Genomic DNA, 19,187 nt, shown 5'->3' with positions numbered 1-19,187 from the left:
AGCGGAGGATTATAATCAGTCAAACTCTGATTTTTCTTTACCCTCAAAATAGTTAGTGGTATATATAGTCCTACTGTATGTTCCAATATTATAATTAATACTTTCAGCCATTTCCAGCAAATGTCTTGGATCTACCTCATAAAGCTCACCTAGTTGAGCAGCTTGTAATAAATCAAGCCTACGAAGTCCATTTTCTATTTCCAAATACTCCTGGGGTGAGGAATCAATTTTTGCAGATAGAATATCCACATCGTATTTGAACTCTTCTCTGAGTCTTTTCAAAATTGAATTCTTCATCTATTGCTTTGTTTTGGATAGGTTAGCTCTCAGTAATTCAAAGATCTCCATTTTTTCCTTCTTTAGTTGCGCCAGTTCTTCGACCAGATGTGAAATATGAATTTCTTTTTCTTTAATGATTCTTTCATACAATTGTTGAGATTGAGCATCATTTTTTTCTTCATAGGAATTTTTTGCAATCACTGATCGGCTATAAGTTCCTGTATTGTAATTTACTACAGGTAAATCCTCTGATAAAAAATATTCCGGTTTGACTTTATAAAGATCAGCAAGCTCTCGAATTCTGTTTAATGTGATTTTTGTTTTCCCAGATTCCAAACTGGAATAGGTCTTTTGAGCAATGTTAAGAACATTAGCAACATATTCTTGAGAATAATCATTGGATTCTCTTAGTATTCTCATAATTCGCTGAGCATGTACCATAATCCGGTGTTTTGTTTAAAATATTAACCTATTAGTCTAAATTAAGGCTTTTGGGGCATTTCAGCAAAATCTCTAGAGTTTTAATTGACCATGACTTCTGGTTGATTGTTACAAACAGAGTTCTGAATACGCCGAGCGGGAGTAGATCTTAATAATTCTAATGGCTACTTACCAGACCAAGGATGGAATTGGATTAGAAAACAAAGAAAATAGTTTCTTTAGAAGAATGGGGTAGGATGAAATATATTCACGATAATCCTATCAGAGCTGGGATTGTGGAAAATCCAGAGGATTATCTGCATTCTAGTGCAAGAAATCCCACCACGGCAGGTACGCTGGTTTGGAAGGGTTGATTGATGTGGATTATTGGTGATTGATTTTGCTAAAGCAATTGCAAATTGGTTAGGATATTTGGGTAGGACAAGGCGTTAAAAAACAACCCGCTGCAGGGGTATTTCTAGCCTTGGGCCAATCCCAGACAGTTGTCGGGAGTAGGGCAGAAAAACTACAACCAATGCCGAGTACTATCTACTACACCAAGACTGGTAGTTGTCTATCCCAATTACACTCTAACATTTACCTAGTAAATCATAATAATTTAAAATAAAAGTAAATATTTTAGAACTTAATTTTATCATTTTCCAAATTTTTTTAATTATGTTTGGTTTTCTATTAATCTAATTTTTCAGTGAAATGAATTCTTTTAGTAAACTAATTTTCTTTTTTTTACTTGTCCCTAATTATTTTTCCCTTGCTCAAGAAAATAGAATAATCTATTCCCCAACGAACAACCATTATTCTAGAATAGAAATACCTACTTTTAACGGCTTACCTAAATTTGGTGTTTTTCAACAAATTAGATTTAACCCCGGAACATTCCAGAAAATCAATGTTAATAATAATGAAGATGGCGTCGAAATCAACAAATATTTCTATTTGCTTGAGTTGAGATATTTAGCTGAATACTATAAAACACTTGATGAGAATATGCCTGCCAGTTTAAAATTGTCTTCTACCATTAATGTTCCTGATAATTTAAAAATCCCTCTTTTTGCCGAAAACCATCTAGCTTTAGTTGTTCAAGCATTGAGAACTACTCGAATTGAAAACAAATTCTTTCACCCTTGGAATAGTGATGGAAGTCCAGCAACAAGTATTGACAGAGTCGCAGATTATAAAGAATTTTTGAAAACAGAATATGTTGACTTAAGTGCATGGGCAAGCACACTTTGGGCAAATAATGAATTAATAGGATATAGAGTAGTTGAGGTTATTCTTGGCAAATATAACTTTGAGGGAAAAGGTTATTTTTTAAGTCTAGGTGAAAATCAAAACGCTTTTACATTAGGCCCTAGACCCCCTATAAACTTTGATATAAAATTTAAGCCCAAATCTGACTATAATAGAGACGTAGCGGATATACTTACTAACAAGGGAAATATATTATTTGAAATGTCTGAATCCGATGCCAAAATACTGGAGGAAAGTTTTAGCAAAAATAATTATGGGGACAGAGATCGAAATGCTTACATGGTTCTAGAAATCAGGATGTATAGAGGTATAAATGATAGGATTGAAGACAATTCATTCAGGTATAACCCGAAATTGGAATTATTATACAATGTGATAAGTCCTTTGGTGGAAGTATATGAAGATTTTGAGCTTACAAAAAAAATAGGTGATATCGATCTGGAGGATTTAATATTTGAAAATGAATAATTAAATAATGCCTCATATAAAAATATATTTTTTATTGATTTTGGTAATTTTTTTGGTAAAAACATCAGTTTTTTCTCAAGGATTAATCGATAAAAATTCTTATAAAATCACATATAAAGCCCCAAATGAAAATTTCAATGATATTGAATTACAGGCCTTTCATGGATTAACTCGATTTGGCGTGTTGGACACATCAGACCAACTTATGACCGATGTTTATATTTCTTATGGGAATTATAAAAACATACTTGATTTTAAAAATGAACAGCTTTTAGGATGGGATGACCCTTTAATGGACATAAATAACAAAGACCCTTTTAGTGCTGAGGTTAGTTCGTCTTTTAGTGTATTTAGCATTATTTCAAAAAAGCTAATGACAAAAGAAGGGTATTCAAAATATTATGAAAATAGAGATGATGATATATTTGATAAGAACAGAAAGCGTCGCTCACTCGTAACAGATAATCTTAATGATTTAAAAAAGTGGACAGAAGAATTTTTTCCAAATGAAGAAGATGAAGCTTATTATGTAACTTTAAGCAAGGTAATGTATGATTTAGAGAACCAAGGTCTATTAATAAGTCTGGATTTCAGTAACGTTAAAAACATATATAATTGGTCTGTTGAAAGAATCATTCATAATCTGGAATTAAATTACGACAGGATAAAACCTTACAAAAATGCGCTGTCAGGGGCTTTTTTAACTCCTGAGAGCCCTAATACCTCAGTATTGGGTGATCTTATCTATAAACCGAAAACCAATTATGAAAGGATACTTTCCTCAGAGGCATTTGTTGTTTTTTATGAAATTAGCCCAGAAATGGCAAATCCAATCTTGCAAGATGAAAGTTTAGTATATGTTGTAAGGAAAATTAAATTTTATCAAGATTTTACTTTTAACATAGCAAGTCCAAGAATTGAATTATATAAGGACATCGCATTAACACAAAAAATAGGAGAACTGGACTATGACGATTTGATTTTTTACTAAAAACAATTAAAGTATGAAGAATATACTAGCATCAATAATAATAGCAACATTGGCTTTTATCTTTTTACCTAAAGCTAATGCGCAAAAATTAGGGGAAAAATTGAAGAATTCAGCAAAGGAGGTTATTAATTCAGTTGAAAAATTATCGGCTGAAAAAATAAAACAAAGAATTTCATCCGGAAATAAAAAACCCTCAAAAGACAATGAAGAAGATTACCTTCCAAAGCTAAATCCTGAAGACTTTGTCGTTTTGCAATCAGAATCAGACGATTTTCAGGTCATTAATATTCAAAAGCACAATGGATTGCCTCGAATTGGTGCCATAAATTCTTTTGGAAAATATACTTCTAGAAATTATGATTATAATAAAGAAATGGTTGAAAGAATTAATGAATTTGAAAGACACCAACGTTTATATTTTCAAATGGTACGTGCCAAATACAAGTCAGATGCATTAAAAGGAATCGATAAAAATATACTTTATAAAAAGTTTTACCCCCAAAATGAACCTGAAAAGCAATACAAATTGGATCAATATGGTATCCAGACTTATTTACAAGACATCTCTTATAATACATTAAGTGAAAAAGGAAAAGAAAAATATTTTGTAAATACTAATGCTGGCTATGGTGGTAGTGCTATAACTTGGGGCGGTAGAGACGCCGATGAATTTAGAGTCTTGGAAATATATAAGGAATTTACCAAAAACAACTTAGATCATTTAATAAATTGGAGTAATTCCTTTTTGCCAGATGACCAATTAGAATTTTATTATGTTAATGCATGCACTCTTGATAACTATGATTTTGAAAAACAAGGTTATGCTATTGTTCTTAAAGAAGGCGCCAGTCATATCGACATTAATTCGATTTCTTTAGATTCCAAATTTAAGGGAGATATAAGAAAAGATGTTTTCGGAACTCATGTTGGGCAAAATGAATTTGAATTTAATGTAAACGAAGAACCTCAGTTGGGATATGCAAAATTGTTATTAGAAATTAGCCCGGATAAAGCAGAAAGTCTAAAAGAAGAATTATCTTATTATGGTGGAAGCCCTAATAATATTGTTGTATTTATGGTGAGAAAAGTGAAGATGGAACCTGTTAAAAAGAGAAGAACATTAGCGTCCCAGAACACTCCACAAGACACCCAAGAGCAGGAATTCAGCTATTCATTTAGTGAACAAATTGCCGAAGTTTACAGTGATGAAGGGCTAACAAATAAAATTGGTTCTATAAAATTATATAATACTGATGAAGAGCAAAAATTGGCAAATGACCGTAAAGTCCAAAATAATATAAACACTGAAAATGAAATTGAGAGCGCAAAAGATCGCATTATAGAGAGGAAAAAAGGAAATAACTAATTTAAATAATATGGACTTTTAGAGAAGTGTTCACTGATCGCCAGTGCCAGAATTACTCAGGATTGAATGGTCAGATTAAAGTGGATTATTGATAAATAGCACGTTTAGAACAATTGGAAATTGGTTAAAAAAGTAAGGCGTAGCTTCAAAACACACCTAGACAAACTACCTGACTACACCCAGTCGGGGTCTCTAAAATTATCATTTTACGTAACTTAATGAGGTAATAATAAAAGCGAAATGGCCATACAAAAACAGCTTGATTTACTCAAAAAGAATGTAAAAGAATGGAATAGTTGGCGGGAAGACAATCCTAAAGAAGAAATTGATCTGAAATCTGCTGATTTATTTCAAATGGATTTGTCGGGTGCAGATCTGCATAATGCGGATTTACGCCGAATGAATTTAAGAGAAGTAAATCTTACGTCGGCAAATCTTAAGGGAGCCCAACTTTACAGGGCAAACATGAATGGAGTAAATCTCACAAACGCAAATCTTACAGAAGCAGATTTAGATAGAGTGTATTTAGGTCGTGCTGACTTAAGAGGAGCAGATTTAAGTCATTCTAATCTCCAGATGTCCCTTTTTTCTCAGACCAAGATAGAAGGTGCATCATTCCATAAAGCTTTAGTCCATGGTATCTCCACATGGAATTTGGAAGGAATACCTGCAAATCAATCTGGACTCGTTATTACCAGAGATAGAGAACCGCAAGTAACAGTAGATGATTTAAAAATGGCACAATTTGTTTATCTGTTATTAACAAATAAAGAGATTAGGAATGTGATTCATACTGTAACTTCTAAAGCTGTTCTAATTCTAGGACGATTTTATAAAGAAAGAAAGGATGTTTTAGATGCGCTAAGGGATGAATTAAAAAAAAATGATTTAGCTCCAATTATTTTTGACTTTGAACCTTCAGACAATCGCGACTTTACAGAAACAGTTCAGCTATTGGCAAATTTGTCAAAATTCGTAATTGCTGATCTTACTGATGCAAAGAGTATTCCACAAGAGTTGTCAGTTATAATCCCCTCTTTTCCTTCTGTGCCCGTAATCCCTATATTATTAAAAAATGAAGAGGAATATTCGATGTTTGAACATTGGGAAAGATTTGATTCGGTGTTACCTATTTTTTATTACGAAAATCAAGTTCACTTATTGAATAGTCTTAAAACCGAAATTTTGGAATCTGTGGAGAATTGGAAAAAAGAAATTGATAAAAAATCAAAGGCAGAAAAAAAACTTCTGGAGCAAAAACTGAAATTTAATCAACTCAAAGAAACGAATCCTGATCTATATAAGCAACTTCAGGAATCGGGAGTTATGTCGTAGTTGTTATAATCTAAGTTTTATTTTGATTACAAACAGATTGGTTTTGGTAAGAGTCAAGAGCAATTTGTTGGAAAATAATTTACTGAAGGTTTTATCCACTAGACAATGATTAGGGTAGACTAACTAACTAGCGAATTATTATTGGGATGTAAGAATATATTGAATACGCTTATTTAATCTATTTTTCTTCATTATAGTAGATTTTATAATATTTACGTCCATCTGTATCTACTCCTTTTTCAATTAATTTTTTGTCACCTTTTATATGGATATCAAAATTTTCATCAAGCTTGAGTACACGCTTAAAAGCCCTTGCTTGTTTTTTTACCGCTTGTGAAGAGATTTCAAATCTATCATTTAATTCTATTTCATTTTCAATTCGAAATTTCTTGTCAAATTCTCTAAAAGATGTAATTATTTTTTCGTCAGAAAGAACATCTCTTTCAAATTCACCTTTATTAAATTCTTCATGAGTTTTAAAGTAATTTACTGAACGATTTAGTAAGTCAATTTGCTCTGATTTTGAAATTTCTGAATTGTTAACTAATTGTTTTGATACAAAATGTTTTGTAATTCCTAGAAATTGATTTGTCTCATGATAATTAGTTCGAATAGGAGATGCTTTTAAAAATAAATCTTTCCAATAATGTGCTTCACTGGATTTATTTGATTTATCTACGATACACAAAATATTGCCATTTTCCTTCTCAGTGTTAAATATTAAACAACCCTTATCAAGGTCATCTATGTTTATTCCATCATCATATTTCAAAGAAAATCCCTTAGTCTTTTTATTTAATTTCAGGAACTCATGCCTTTTCTCAGATTTAAAAATCCCTAAAGCATTTACTGATTTATCTTCAATTTTTATATTCTCAAAGGTAGTCACGAACAAGTCACCTGATTTTATATTGGGATGAATGGCTATTTCATATAATAGTAGTGCAATACTATCGCTTTTATCTTTAAAGCTATCAATGTTTGAAAAGATACTGTTTGAATATTGGTATAGTGGGTTTAGTGTTAAATCTCCATCTGAAAAGTTAAAGCGGTAATATTCTTCTGTGTTTTTGAATGGGTATAGAAAGAATTTAATAAGAAGTTCTCTTAGTCGTAAATCGTCAATGTCCAATAAGGATTCAGAAAGGATTAGATCTTCATCATTTGTTTGATTACCAACTTGATGGGCAATTACATTTTTAATATTACAATTAATAAAATCTAACATATTTCAAAATTAAATTTCGCTTCCCCAAAGTGTATGAATTTGCTCAAGATCCTCATATTCAAAATTATTTCCCCAATTATCTTTAATCGTATATGGATTGTGTTGAATTAAATACCAAATAACAAATATTTCAGGTTGAGATAAATATAGTATCTCATAAAATCGACCTCTATTATCGTTATATATTCTTCCAATTTTCTTCTCATTAATTATTATAAATGTGTCAATCTCATTTATTACCTTTTCAATCATTTTTTCTTCTAAGTATCCTAATAATATATCAAGTGTACTCAAAGATATTTCTCTATCAAAATCAATTTTGGCGTATTTGTAGAATTTCCCTTCAAGTTTTCTCAATAATGTATACGATTGATTATCTCTATAATCTTTTAGAGCTTTATTTACACTCGAAAATTCATCATCAGCTAACTCGTATAAAGTTAGCAATCTATAAACCTTGCGTTTTAGTTTTTGTGGCAATTCTTTTTCTTGCTTATAAGAAAGTGAATGTGAAGTATTAGACCATGCATGCTGATTTAATGTTCTTACTTGAATCTCAAATAAGAAATCTCTTTGTTCTTTATAATTTTTAAACTCTTTGATGTTTTGTTTGATTTTAACGTCATAGTGATTTGATACATAATCTAATTTATTAAAATCCAAATTTTCTTGCTTGTACTCAATACTAATAATTTTAAATGTATCTCTTATAAGTTTGTCAATGATGATCATGTCTTCTTGAAAGGTACAGATTATTCGTATTCCTAATTTATCTTTTAAATGATGATATGTATATTCTTTTTCATTTTGTTTTTTCTTAATCTTTTTAATTAAGCTTAAAAGTTCTTTTGTTCTGTATTGAATTTCAGGCAAAAGTTCGTAGTCAGTAATTTTTTGTTTTATAAATTCGCAAACTTTTTTACCTAAATTTTCGTATAATGGTTGCTCTTTATTCCATAATTCAATAATTTCTTTAAGCTCACTCATTATTTAATGCTTTTCACTTTAGAGATTATTTCTATTTTGGTATTTCCATCATTTTGTTTTTCTAATTTCACATTGTTCTCAAAGGTCCCTTTTTTTCCAATTACTGCTATGTCATTTGTAAGTAGCATTGTTATGGTTTTGATTTTCCTTTCAATAAAGGAATTGTCTTTTGGGAACTCTGACATTCTGAAATTCTTTTCTTTCAAATATTGATTATAATTATCTTTTTCATTTGTTTCCATATAATCATCTGCAAATTCATTCGCACTTATTCTAGATGAATTTTTCTGAAGGTATGAATTTAAGTCTTGAGTATACTTTGCTTTTTTAATTGGCTCATCTATAGTTTGTATAAAGGTTGTTGTGAGATCGTAGAATTTTTTAGTTGTTGTCCTTGGGTCTAAAAGTGGGACACAACCAAGAAATTTTTCTATAAACCAAGTGGTTACTTCTTTCTTTGATTTTGGGTCAATTTGTAAGTCTGCTGTACTACCATCAAATTTTATCTTAAACTCAGATTTGTTTACGAATAAGCCTACTTTATATATTTTAGTTCTTCTAGTTAGCATTAAGTCTTTTACATCTTTAATGTTAAAAGATTTCGTCTTTGGATTAAGTTCTAATTGGGCACCTTCATCCCTTTCTAATTTGATGATAATGCAAGTGTTCTTATCATTTATCTTTCCATATATAACTACTAATATCCCTGAGGCGTTTTGTCCATCTTGTATTTCAAAAAGATATTTTGTTATTAATTTTGATTGTTCTATAAAATCTTTTCCGTTTGAATTTAGGATTTTATTTATATAAGTTGATACAGGAGAAACGTCATCAGTATTGTAGCAAACTCTTAATTCTTTATTGCTCTGCAATGAATTGATTATTTTATCCTTGAAAAACACGCGTAAACCATCTGGCAGGGAGCTTTCTTGTTCGCTATATTGAGGTTCAATTGTAAGATCACCTTTTTTGTGCCTAGGAATACTGTGTACAATAATTTTTTTGATTATTATTGTACTTGTGTCTAGTTTAGTTGCCATTTAAATTTATATTGAAGGGTATGTGGGTTTATTGAATGAGTATTCTTTTATGCTAGTAATTTCTATTAACATTTAATTATAAATATCATTTAATAAAGGCTGTAACTTGTTTTATGTCTGATTAATTAAATTATTATTTAATAGTAAGAGTTGATTTTTCAGAATGAATTTAAATAAAGCAGCTACTTTTTAAATTTTTGTTTGAGTGAATCATGAGCCTGATTTACCTCGTGCATTCTCGTTTTCATTATTTCATTTAATAAATCATCTTTAAAAGTAAATTTATCACTATGGTAAATTAATGCTTTTCCGATCCTTGCTTTTTTCAGTTCTTTAAGTGTAGCATTATATTCAAGAGATAGTATGTCTTCTTTAGATGCTTCCATTCTATTTTTGTAAATTTCATCGTGTGGTATTTCTCTGTCATAGTTCATGTCATTTCCATGAGTTCTAGTTGGAGCTTTCACTTCTACCGCTATTCGATGAGGTATTGAAAATTTTGTAGCAACTGTTTCACCTTTATTTGTTCGCCAAATTAATTTTCTTGCTTTTCCGTCATATTTCAAATCCATATCTCCAACATGGCAGTTCAAGAAATCATGGCCCAAAAACTCATCTAGTTTTTTTGTTTTTGTCAACTCAAGTCTCTTTCCTCTAGATGAAATAACGGTATCAAGATCTATGGCTTCGAAAACATCTGGTGTAAAATTTAATACAAAGGCGGCCTCCCTCCATGTTGTTAATTTTAATGTTTGTTGAATTAAGTTCGGATCGTCTTTCCAATTCATTTTTGATTGAAAGAGTAAATTCTTTTTTTGAATGTAATTACCTTCTTTTAAAGATAATTCAAAAATTCCATCCGCACCTAAAAGGCTTTCAGTGGCTCCAGGCCCACGTCCTCTAAACTTGTGGTAGTTAATTGACCAAGTCCATGTTCCAGATTGTTTTTCACTTTTAACAATTACTTTTTGATTTTTAACTCTTAATGTAGCTCCTAAATCACCTGTCAAGGCATCTTCCTCTTCATTAGCTGAATAATATCCATCTAGAGCATTTTTATAACTCTCTGATATATGTTCTCTTATTTTCACTTTAACCTCTTCAGGGATACTTAGTGGTCTTCTGGCCATTTTTCTTATGTTGCTTAAAGAGGGATTCTTTAAAGGATATTAATGATATTCCTGACGCTGATTTTTTGTAATCATATTTTGTTAAAATATCCCAACTAAACCCTTTCTTCACAATACCCAGTACAGGGTATATTTCTAAAATTCCTTTCCAAACAGCCTAAAATCCACTTTATCATTTCTCCTTCCACATCCGTCAGTTGGTATCTTCTATCCAGATGCTTAAAGGTGAGCCGCTCGTGGTCGATTCCGAAGAGGTGCAGCATGGTGGCCTTAGGTCGTGCACAGATACTGGGTCTTTGACCACATTGTAGCCGAAATCATCTGTTTCCCCAGGGCTAAAACCACGCTATTTTTGAAATTTGCTGACTTCATCTTGCGAAAAATGCTAAGTCAAGATATAACTTAATCCTGAACAAAAAAAAATCCCTCAGATTTCTCCAAGGGATTTAGTTAATTTTCAGCTTTCTGATATTAGCCTTTAGAAATCTCCCCTGAGAACTCGGCTCCCCCGAAAGAATCGGGGCAGGCAGTGACAGCGGTTTCATCCATGGCTTTGCAAGCTCCACAAATACCAAGTTGTTAGCGGAAGCTTTAGAATTTTTTATCCTGAAGATTTTCAATTTCACCTATTTTCTGGATTATAAGTTCCAGCAAATTTTGATAATCATCTAATGAACTACATTTTGCAAACTGAATTTTGCTGGATACTAGTAAATTTTTAAATTCAATTTTAGCGTTTACTTTTTGAATATATAATTCTAGAGGTTTTAAATAACTAATTAAAGACGCAGCAAATGATCCTAAAAATGGTAAAAAGACACAAATTATTTTGGCAATATCTGTCCATTTTGTGACTAAAGAAATTATCACAACAATTGATGTTGTAAATCCAGTCACAATAGTTATCAGTTGTAGCGCTTTCCAAGTAGTATATTTTGCTGAGGCGAGTTTATCATATTTTAAAATATTTGTATCTAAATCAGCCATTAACATTGAAATTTCATTTCTGATTTTTTCCATAATGTTGGGTTTTTGTGGTTTCCGCTAACTTATTTGTTTTAGCCAATTTTTGGCTTTTAGTTCCTTAGTCTGCTTCGATAGTAGCCATAAATTGCTGTTTTCTCTGGGTTTGTTATTATAGATCATCAAATTGACTCTTAATCTTTTGAAGGGCTTTTTGACGTACAAGTGTCAGTGTTTTTACTTGAGTTATGTCCCAGAAGCTCCTAAATATACAGCCGGTCTGTTCCATTTTCCATTCAGGTAAAAATCGTCTTCATCAGCCTAATTGAAAAGTTTCTTTAAAATACTCAAAAGCAGGCTCATAAAAAATCCCTCAGATTGCTCTAAGGGATTTTGTGTGATTGAGGTCTGAAATTTCAGATCTGAAATCTAAGAATTATAAATAACGATTGAAGTTCAGTTCAATCCCGTAAATCCAACATCGTAATTCGTAAGTTTTAATTCCGCCACGGCGGACTAGTGTCGAACCTGTGGTAGATAGGCAAGTTTCAAATGATGAATTTCGAAGTTTAAGAGGAATATCCCTCAACCCAGTCTCCCACCAGCTATCTGGCTACACTGAGTGGGGATGAACAGCCCTGCTCTTAGACAGTGGGATTATAGCTTTTATAAACAAGTAGAGCGGCTGCAAGGTCTTCGATGGCTAAGCCGGCAGACTTGAAAAGAGTTATCTCTTCATCCGAGGTTCTTCCGGGGTGAATGCCTTTGATCAGTTCAACTATGTCAGCTTTGACATCTCTTTCGTTGATGATCCCGTCAGCGATAGGCAGTGCAAGTTCACCAGTTTCATGAAGTGCACCCATACGTGAATCAACAAAGATTGAGCTCTTACGAATTGCGTCATCGTCGGTTTCACGAGTGTCTGGTTTATGAGAACCGATCATATCTAAGTGTGTTCCGGGTTTGATCCACTCTCCTTTAATAATTGGAGTTTTGGAAAGCGTGGCACAAGCGATGAGGTCTGCCTTACGAGCTGATTCTTCTAAGTTAGTTACCGCTTCCGTATGAATTCCCTGAGTGTTCAAACTGGCTACGAATTCTTCCATTTTGGCAGTATTACGCATCCATACACTAACCTTCTTAAATTTTCTTACAGCCAAATGAGTCTGAACTAGATGTTGAGCCACTTTCCCACCACCTACGATCAGCAGATTTTCTGCATCTTCTCTGCATAGGTAAGAAGCGGCAAGTGCGGAAGTGCAAGCCGTTCTCCGGGCGGTTAGCTCAGTGGCATTCATCAAAGCCAAGGGTCGTCCCGTTTTGGAATCACTAAGAATATACTGAGCAAAAATAGAAGGCATATTATCCTTGGCATTTGCCGGTGCTACAGTGACCTGCTTCATGCCCATGTATTCGCTGTTCCAAACTGGCATGAGAATCAGGGTGTTGTCATCTCCCTTCGGTGTTTTATAAAAATGATGGTGCCTTAATGGCATGGTATAATCAGACTGGAAAATTTGACGAAGCGCTTCAATCAGTTCTGTGTAATCTAGGTATCCACTGATTTTCTCTTCAGGTATAATTAGCATAGTGGTGTATTGGATTGGTCTAAGACTCAAAGTTCGAGGATTTCTTCAATAACACACTCAGAGGGGGTGTAGACTACGCCTAAGGTAGACTACTTCTTTTTGCTCAGAAGGTCATCGGGACGCTGGGTGAGTTTGCAAATACACCCTAATATTCTAACCAATTTGTAATTGGTTTAATAACTGGGATTCTGACCGTACTTTTTTGAGCGAATTACAAATTCGTTTTGAAAGAAAGGCGTAGTTACTTCCGATTGCTGTACGGAACTCCGCCTAACTTCACGCTTATTCTTCGCTCAATGGAGCAGGTATTACTTCGTTATTTGACCCAGAGTTTCGACTTTTTTCAGCCATTTTGCTCTAAATTCTTCTTTAGAGAGCCTTATGGGGCCGATAGCTGTAATCCGCACTTTATTTACTCCTATATAATTCATTGTTACCTTTTTCATGGCATTATGGCTTGGGCTTCCATAAACCCATCTGTAATACCATGTGGGTTGATCCAATGTGCAAATTATTCTTGCCGTTTTTCCGGTAAAACACTTGTCCCACCACAAGGAATCTTCTCTTTTGTTAAACGCAAATCCCGGGAGTAAGACTCTGTCTAAAAAACCTTTCATCATGGCAGGCACAGAACCCCACCAAACCGGATATATCCAAACAAGGTGGTCAGCCCATTTTAATTTGTCTTGCGCTTCCAATAAATCGGGTTCCAGTTCAGTTCGCTTTCTATATCCAAATTGAAGGTTCGGGTTGAAATCCAATTCTCTGATATTAATTTCCTTGATTTCAGTATCCAATTGTCCCGCACCTTTCTTATAGGCTTCCGATAGAGCAAAGTTGAAACTTTCCTTATCGGGGTGACCGTTTATAATCAATATTTTTTTCATCTGTTTATAATTTGTTTTTAATGGTCATTACCTGTCCCGAAAATCGGGATGGAATCTCGCATGCATTATAATCATCCCAGTGTGTGACTTTTTAGTCATGCTCGATTTCATATTCTTTAAAATATAGTTTTCAATTTTTCTTCAAATGGAGTCCCTGTCAAATTTTCTGTTTTGAAGAATTTATAGAGAACAAAACAAGCAGGTATTGTTAAAAAGGCTGTACAAACAGCGAAGGTGGCTACACTGCATAAAATAGCTAAAGTTTGAGTGCCAAATTTCCCAATATAAAATGTGATGGAATCTTGCTGCCTTATAAAATAATGATGAACTGATTGTGTGTAATCATAAAAACGAACTGACGTTTCATATAGTAGCCAGCCTGGATAAAACCATTTTCTGATTGGTTCCCACCATTTCCCCCAAATTGATCTGGGTTGTTTGTTGTTTTCTTCCATTTTTTGAGTCTTTTGACAAAGATCATTCTAATGGAAGAGTTATCATTTGATATAGATCAAGTCCGGTTTTTAGGATTTCTTATTCTACTCAAAGTCTCAAGTGTTATCCCTAGATAGGAGGCAATATGGGTAAGTGGAATTCTGTTTGTGATATCAGGATGGATACTTATCAAGTGCTTATACCTTTCATCTGCTTTATTGAATTGAATTGTGTATAGTCTTTCACACAGGCCTAACATGGTTTCAGTCACCACTTTGCTGATGAAGCGTTCAAAATCATGATACTTGTGGGAAAGGCTGTCAAATGTGTCTCTTGAAAACTCCAAAACAATTGAATCTTCCACAAACTCAATATAATGAGGACTAGGTTTCTCACTAAAAAAGCTGACAATTGAGGCCATAAACTGATTTTCAAAAGCAAACCAATCAGAAATATCTTTTCCGTCTTTCAAATAATATGCCCTTGCACAACCTTGTACAATTAAATACGCTTTTTCCGAAAATTGGCCTTCACGAACGACAATCTCCCCTCTTTTAAATGTGCTGATTTTTGAGTTGACAATAAGATCTTGCTGGCATTCGATGGATAGTGGCGAATAGAGTTTGCCAATTCCAGTTATTGTTTTTTCATATTTCATAATTGACTACTTGTTTATTCGTCTTTTGCGCGTCTATTTGCCTGTTGGGGGTTGACTCATAAAAAATCCCTCAGATTGCTCCAAGGGATTTTGTGTGATTGAGGTCTGAAATTCCAGATCTGAAATCTAAGAATTATAAATAACGATTGAAGTTCAGTTAAATCCCGTAAATCCAAAATCGTAATTCGTAAGTTTTAATTCCGAATGTTGAACTCTGAACCTGCCTACGGCAGGCAAGTGTCGAATAATGAAGTTGCAATATTAGGAATGAGAATCAACCCATTTCCTCGCATTCACAAACGCCTCCATCCAAGGAGTGAAGTCATCATTTCTATCAGCTGGATAGTGCGCCCAATTCCAAGGCTTCAGGCTTCGCTCGATATGTGGCATGATCGCCAAATGACGACCATCTGCGGAAGCGATACCTGCGGTAGCATGATCGGAGCCGTTAGGGTTGCCTGGGTAAGCTTCGTAGCTGAATTTCATTGTGAAGTTGTAATCGCTTTCTGCCTGAGGAAGGTGGAATTTCCCTTCTCCATGCGCTACCCATACGCCTAGTCTCTGACCGCTTAGCGAACCTAACATCACAGACTCATTTTGTGGAATGGTCACATTCACGAAAGTGGATTCAAACTTATGGGATGCATTGTGTAGCATCTTTGGCTTATCTGCATGATCTGGAGTGACCAAGCCCAATTCCACCATAAGTTGGCAACCGTTACATACACCCAAGCTCAAGGTGTCGGGTCTTGCGTAGAAGTTGTCCAGTGCTTGCTTAGCCTTAGGATTGTAGAGGAAGGCACCTGCCCAGCCCTTAGCCGAACCTAGCACATCGGAGTTGGAGAATCCACCTACGAATACGATCATCTGCACATCTTCCAGATTTTCACGTCCTGCAATCAGATCGGTCATGTGAATGTCCTTCACTTCGAAGCCAGCCAACCAAAGCGAGTAAGCCATTTCCCGGTCGCCATTTACACCTTTCTCACGGATGATCGCTGCTTTCGCTTTAGATTTATTGCTTCTGAAAGGATCCAGACCTGCTGCCGCAAAGTCACCTTTCCAGCCTTCTGCAAATTCAAAAGCCAAGGGTTGATTTTTATAGTTATCAAAACGGTCTTTGGCTAGTTGCTCTCCACTCTGTCTTTTGTCCAACAAGTAAGAAGATCTGAACCAAACATCACGAAGCTCAGCGATGTCTAGCGTGAGGTCTTTTCCTGCAAATTCAATATTTCCGGAATCAGTGACTTTCGCCAGTTCCACATAATCTACATCTGCTTCTACCAATAAAGCTTCTACCGCATGCTCATCATCCACCTGAATCAGGATTCCCGGATTTTCGGCAAATAATGCTTTCACCATATCCGGCTCATGCAAGCGATCTAACTTCACTTTCAAACCAATATTCTGCACAGGGAAACACATTTCCAAAAGTGCTGTGACCAATCCACCTGAAGAGATATCATGCCCTGCAAGAATCCAGGTTTGATCGATTAGATCCTGAATAGCTGTAAATGCCTGTGCAAAATATAGTGGGTTTTTAATGTCCGGCGTTTCTGTTCCTACTTTATTCAGCGCCTGATAGAAGCTGGAGCCAGCCAGTTTGAAGTCGTCTTTCGAAAAGTCTATGTATAGAATTCTACTTCCCATGATTGGTTTCAGGGCAGTTTTCACGGTTTTCTTGACATCTGAGCATTCTCCCACGGTGGAGATAATTACCGTTCCAGGGGAGTACACCGTTTTGCCGTCAGGGTACTTCTGAGTCATGGAAAGGGAGTCTTTTCCTGTAGGAATATTCACTCCCAAATCAATGGCAAACTCAGAAACAGCTTCGACGGCTCTATATAATCTGTCGTTTTCACCTTCGTTTTTGGCAGGCCACATCCAGTTGGCAGAAAGGGAAATACCCTGCAAGCCGTCCTGAATATGGGCGAAAATCAAGTTGGTCATCGCCTCTGCTATAGCCAATCGGCTTCCTGCCTCAGGATCTGCTAAAGCTGCCACAGGCGCATGTCCGATGGACGTTGCGATGCCTTTGTTTCCGGTGAAGTCCAAAGCCATCACGGCCACGTCATTTAGCGGAAGTTGGATTTCGCCGACAGTCTGCTGTGTTGCCACACGACCAGTCACCGATCTATCGACCTTATTGGTCAACCAGTCTTTACAAGCCACAGCCTCCAGTTGCAGTACGTCGCGGATGTAAGCCTGTATCAGATCTGCTTCATAGGTTGCTTCCGCAAAGGATGCGTTGGTGGTTTTGTCTTCTAAAATGGTCTTTGGCGAAGAACCGAACATGTAGCTCAAGTTCCAGTCCACAGGTTTTTCACCGGTTTTCCCATTTTCAAATTTGAAATGCATATCTCCGGTCGTCTCACCTACCACATAGAATGGCGCGCGCTCACGGTCGGAGATTTGATGTAAGGTGTCCACGTTCTCTTTGCCAATCACCAAGCCCATTCGCTCCTGAGATTCGTTTCCGATGATTTCCTTGGCGGAAAGGGTAGGGTCTCCCACCGGCAATTTGTCAATGTGAATCGTGCCTCCGGTATTTTCTACCAATTCAGATAGGCAGTTTAAATGTCCGCCGGCTCCATGATCATGGATGGAAATAATTGGATTGTTTTCGTTCTCGGCCATTGCGCGTATCACATTGGAAACCCGCTTTTGCATCTCAGGGTTGGAGCGCTGGATGGCATTCAGTTCGATGGCATTGGAGAGTTCTCCTGTATTCAATGAAGAAACCGCCGAACCGCCCATACCGATTCTATAGTTGTCACCGCCCATGATCACGATCTGATCACCGGCTTTTGGTTCGTTTTTCTTTGTGTATTTGGCATTGGTGAATCCCACACCACCTGCCAACATAATTACTTTATCAAATCCGTGATGCTTGCCGTCTTCCTCATGCTCGAATGTCAAAAGTGATCCGGAGATCAACGGTTGACCAAATTTATTTCCAAAGTCAGAAGCTCCGTTGGAAGCTTTGATCAGAATGTCCATAGGTGTTTGGTACAGCCAAGGACGTTCATTGAGCTTGCTTTCCCAGCTTCTTCCTTTCTCAGATCTAGGGTAAGAAGTCATGTAAACAGCCGTTCCTGCAAGAGGAATGGATGCCGTGCCGCCAGCAAGACGGTCTCTGATTTCTCCTCCCGCTCCTGTGGCAGCGCCGTTGAAAGGCTCCACGGTAGTTGGGAAGTTGTGGGTTTCAGCTTTTAGAGAAATAACCGTATCGATCTCACGGGTTTCGAAGAAGTCGGCTTGATGCTGGGTTTTAGGTGCGAATTGTTGGGCTTTTGGTCCGCCAACAAAAGCTACATTATCCTTGTAAGCTGAAGCGATACGGTTAGGGTGTAACTTGGAAGTTTCTTTGATAAGTTGAAAAAGCGTCTGAGGCTTTTCTACACCGTCGATAATAAACGTACCGTTGAAAATCTTGTGACGGCAGTGCTCTGAGTTCACTTGGGAAAATCCAAAAACCTCAGAATCCGTCAATGGCCGCTCTAATTGCTTTGAGACATTATCCAGGTAATCGACTTCTTCTTGGCTAAGTGCCAATCCGTTCTCCTTATTATATGCAGCGATATCGCTGACCGCTACGATTGCTTCCGGCTGTAGGTGTATATCAAAAATATCCTGATCCAATCCATCAAACTTATGCTGAAGCATAGGGTCTATGCTGTCTCCATCATTTAGAGGGAAAAACTCCTCAATCCGGATGATCCCCGGAACGCCCATGTTTGCAGTGATTTCCACCGCGTTGGTTGACCATGGGGTAATCATTTCCTTGCGGGGGCCTGAGTATGTTCCGGTAAGTGATGGGCTGCTGATAGCTGTAGCTCCGCCAAAAAGCCAGGTCAGCTTTTGGATGTCTTCTGGAGCGAAAGGTTGTGGGGATTGTACAGCGTAAACGGTTTTGAGAGGGGATTCAAAGAAGAAAATCATGTCCTTTGGCTGGTAAGATGCAAAGATAAGCATTTGGGGGGGAGTTTGAAAAATTAGCGTTTAGATTTCGGTATTCAATATTCGGCACTACACAGTGGGAAGAGCCTGCTCTGGGGTTGGCGCAAGTCTCATGACTTGTGCCTTTCTAAATGCAGTCTTCAGACTGCTATGTTGTGAAATTGCAATAGAAGTCAAGA

16 protein-coding genes and 1 pseudogene are annotated in these 19,187 nt (G+C 35.9%); 4 read left to right on the top strand and 13 right to left on the bottom strand.

Features of this window, described 5'->3' with window-relative positions; genetic code table 11:
- Positions 1-15: 15 nt before the first annotated feature.
- Both SYJ56_RS13795 and SYJ56_RS13790 read right to left on the bottom strand, forming a co-directional pair.
- Positions 16-297 carry a helix-turn-helix domain-containing protein gene (locus SYJ56_RS13795; protein WP_323835013.1) on the bottom strand — a complete coding sequence of 94 codons (282 nt, stop codon included), beginning with the start codon at positions 295-297 and terminating at the stop codon, positions 16-18.
- Entirely contained in the window at positions 298-699 is a 402-nt protein-coding gene (locus SYJ56_RS13790) for a helix-turn-helix domain-containing protein (RefSeq protein ID WP_323835011.1), read from the bottom strand.
- Between the two features lie 714 nt (positions 700-1,413).
- Here SYJ56_RS13790 and SYJ56_RS13785 point away from each other — a divergent pair.
- From SYJ56_RS13785 to SYJ56_RS13770, 4 genes are all read left to right on the top strand, one after another.
- Positions 1,414-2,439, top strand: coding sequence for a hypothetical protein (locus SYJ56_RS13785; RefSeq protein ID WP_323835009.1), 1,026 nt, complete (start codon positions 1,414-1,416; stop codon positions 2,437-2,439).
- Positions 2,440-2,446: 7 nt separating this feature from the next.
- Positions 2,447-3,430, top strand: coding sequence for a hypothetical protein (locus SYJ56_RS13780; RefSeq protein ID WP_323835008.1), 984 nt, complete (start codon positions 2,447-2,449; stop codon positions 3,428-3,430).
- Positions 3,431-3,443: 13 nt separating this feature from the next.
- Positions 3,444-4,796 (top strand): hypothetical protein, encoded by a 1,353-nt coding sequence (locus SYJ56_RS13775; protein ID WP_323835006.1) that lies wholly within the window; start codon positions 3,444-3,446, stop codon positions 4,794-4,796.
- A gap of 240 nt (positions 4,797-5,036) precedes the next feature.
- Positions 5,037-6,131, top strand: a complete 1,095-nt coding sequence (locus SYJ56_RS13770) for a pentapeptide repeat-containing protein (protein WP_323835004.1) — start codon at positions 5,037-5,039, stop codon at positions 6,129-6,131.
- A 178-nt stretch (positions 6,132-6,309) separates the two neighbouring features.
- On the opposite strand, the gene SYJ56_RS13765 is transcribed toward SYJ56_RS13770, so the two are convergent.
- From SYJ56_RS13765 to purL, 11 genes and pseudogenes are all read right to left on the bottom strand, one after another.
- Positions 6,310-7,359, bottom strand: coding sequence for a nucleoid-associated protein (locus SYJ56_RS13765; RefSeq protein WP_323835002.1), 1,050 nt, complete (start codon positions 7,357-7,359; stop codon positions 6,310-6,312).
- 9 nt (positions 7,360-7,368) lie between these two features.
- Positions 7,369-8,346, bottom strand: a complete 978-nt coding sequence (locus SYJ56_RS13760) for a GTP pyrophosphokinase (protein ID WP_323834999.1) — start codon at positions 8,344-8,346, stop codon at positions 7,369-7,371.
- On the bottom strand, positions 8,346-9,386 hold the full coding sequence (locus SYJ56_RS13755; RefSeq protein ID WP_323834997.1) for a nucleoid-associated protein: 1,041 nt from the start codon (positions 9,384-9,386) through the stop codon (positions 8,346-8,348). The genes SYJ56_RS13760 and SYJ56_RS13755 overlap by 1 nt, the downstream gene beginning before the upstream one ends.
- A 182-nt stretch (positions 9,387-9,568) precedes the next feature.
- The gene (locus SYJ56_RS13750; RefSeq protein ID WP_323834995.1) at positions 9,569-10,516 is read right to left on the bottom strand and encodes a J domain-containing protein; all 948 of its coding nucleotides are present in this window, start codon (positions 10,514-10,516) and stop codon (positions 9,569-9,571) included.
- A 158-nt stretch (positions 10,517-10,674) separates the two neighbouring features.
- Positions 10,675-10,859 (bottom strand): annotated as a pseudogene (locus SYJ56_RS13745) (DUF1501 domain-containing protein); the annotation flags it as partial.
- A gap of 248 nt (positions 10,860-11,107) precedes the next feature.
- Complete coding sequence (locus SYJ56_RS13740; RefSeq protein ID WP_323834993.1) at positions 11,108-11,536, bottom strand: hypothetical protein; 429 nt, start codon at positions 11,534-11,536, stop codon at positions 11,108-11,110.
- 587 nt (positions 11,537-12,123) lie between these two features.
- A complete protein-coding gene (lhpI, locus tag SYJ56_RS13735) occupies positions 12,124-13,068 on the bottom strand; it encodes a bifunctional Delta(1)-pyrroline-2-carboxylate/Delta(1)-piperideine-2-carboxylate reductase (RefSeq protein ID WP_323834992.1) in 945 nt (314 codons plus the stop codon).
- Positions 13,069-13,376: 308 nt separating this feature from the next.
- The gene (locus SYJ56_RS13730) at positions 13,377-13,955 is read right to left on the bottom strand and encodes an NAD(P)H-dependent oxidoreductase (protein ID WP_323834990.1); all 579 of its coding nucleotides are present in this window, start codon (positions 13,953-13,955) and stop codon (positions 13,377-13,379) included.
- A 116-nt stretch (positions 13,956-14,071) separates the two neighbouring features.
- Complete coding sequence (locus tag SYJ56_RS13725; RefSeq protein ID WP_323834988.1) at positions 14,072-14,410, bottom strand: hypothetical protein; 339 nt, start codon at positions 14,408-14,410, stop codon at positions 14,072-14,074.
- Between the two features lie 56 nt (positions 14,411-14,466).
- Positions 14,467-15,048: a Crp/Fnr family transcriptional regulator gene (locus SYJ56_RS13720; protein WP_323834987.1), complete on the bottom strand. Its 582-nt coding sequence runs from the start codon at positions 15,046-15,048 to the stop codon at positions 14,467-14,469.
- Between the two features lie 261 nt (positions 15,049-15,309).
- Positions 15,310-18,990, bottom strand: coding sequence for a phosphoribosylformylglycinamidine synthase (gene purL, locus SYJ56_RS13715; RefSeq protein ID WP_323835201.1), 3,681 nt, complete (start codon positions 18,988-18,990; stop codon positions 15,310-15,312).
- Positions 18,991-19,187: the final 197 nt, after the last annotated feature.

The sequence above is a fragment of the Algoriphagus aurantiacus genome (assembly GCF_035156405.1).
GTDB lineage: Bacteria > Bacteroidota > Bacteroidia > Cytophagales > Cyclobacteriaceae > Algoriphagus > Algoriphagus aurantiacus.
Note: the sequence above shows the minus strand (reverse complement) of the source record. Positions and strands in the feature narration are given on the sequence as shown.

Coding starts and splice junctions, on each gene's coding strand:
- SYJ56_RS13795 (WP_323835013.1), bottom strand. CDS start 297: ATGAAGAATTCAATTTTGAAAAGACTCAGAGAAGAGTTCAAATACGAT.
- SYJ56_RS13790 (WP_323835011.1), bottom strand. CDS start 699: ATGAGAATACTAAGAGAATCCAATGATTATTCTCAAGAATATGTTGCT.
- SYJ56_RS13785 (WP_323835009.1), top strand. CDS start 1,414: ATGAATTCTTTTAGTAAACTAATTTTCTTTTTTTTACTTGTCCCTAAT.
- SYJ56_RS13780 (WP_323835008.1), top strand. CDS start 2,447: ATGCCTCATATAAAAATATATTTTTTATTGATTTTGGTAATTTTTTTG.
- SYJ56_RS13775 (WP_323835006.1), top strand. CDS start 3,444: ATGAAGAATATACTAGCATCAATAATAATAGCAACATTGGCTTTTATC.
- SYJ56_RS13770 (WP_323835004.1), top strand. CDS start 5,037: ATGGCCATACAAAAACAGCTTGATTTACTCAAAAAGAATGTAAAAGAA.
- SYJ56_RS13765 (WP_323835002.1), bottom strand. CDS start 7,359: ATGTTAGATTTTATTAATTGTAATATTAAAAATGTAATTGCCCATCAA.
- SYJ56_RS13760 (WP_323834999.1), bottom strand. CDS start 8,346: ATGAGTGAGCTTAAAGAAATTATTGAATTATGGAATAAAGAGCAACCA.
- SYJ56_RS13755 (WP_323834997.1), bottom strand. CDS start 9,386: ATGGCAACTAAACTAGACACAAGTACAATAATAATCAAAAAAATTATT.
- SYJ56_RS13750 (WP_323834995.1), bottom strand. CDS start 10,516: ATGGCCAGAAGACCACTAAGTATCCCTGAAGAGGTTAAAGTGAAAATA.
- SYJ56_RS13740 (WP_323834993.1), bottom strand. CDS start 11,536: ATGGAAAAAATCAGAAATGAAATTTCAATGTTAATGGCTGATTTAGAT.
- lhpI (WP_323834992.1), bottom strand. CDS start 13,068: ATGCTAATTATACCTGAAGAGAAAATCAGTGGATACCTAGATTACACA.
- SYJ56_RS13730 (WP_323834990.1), bottom strand. CDS start 13,955: ATGAAAAAAATATTGATTATAAACGGTCACCCCGATAAGGAAAGTTTC.
- SYJ56_RS13725 (WP_323834988.1), bottom strand. CDS start 14,410: ATGGAAGAAAACAACAAACAACCCAGATCAATTTGGGGGAAATGGTGG.
- SYJ56_RS13720 (WP_323834987.1), bottom strand. CDS start 15,048: ATGAAATATGAAAAAACAATAACTGGAATTGGCAAACTCTATTCGCCA.
- purL (WP_323835201.1), bottom strand. CDS start 18,990: ATGATTTTCTTCTTTGAATCCCCTCTCAAAACCGTTTACGCTGTACAA.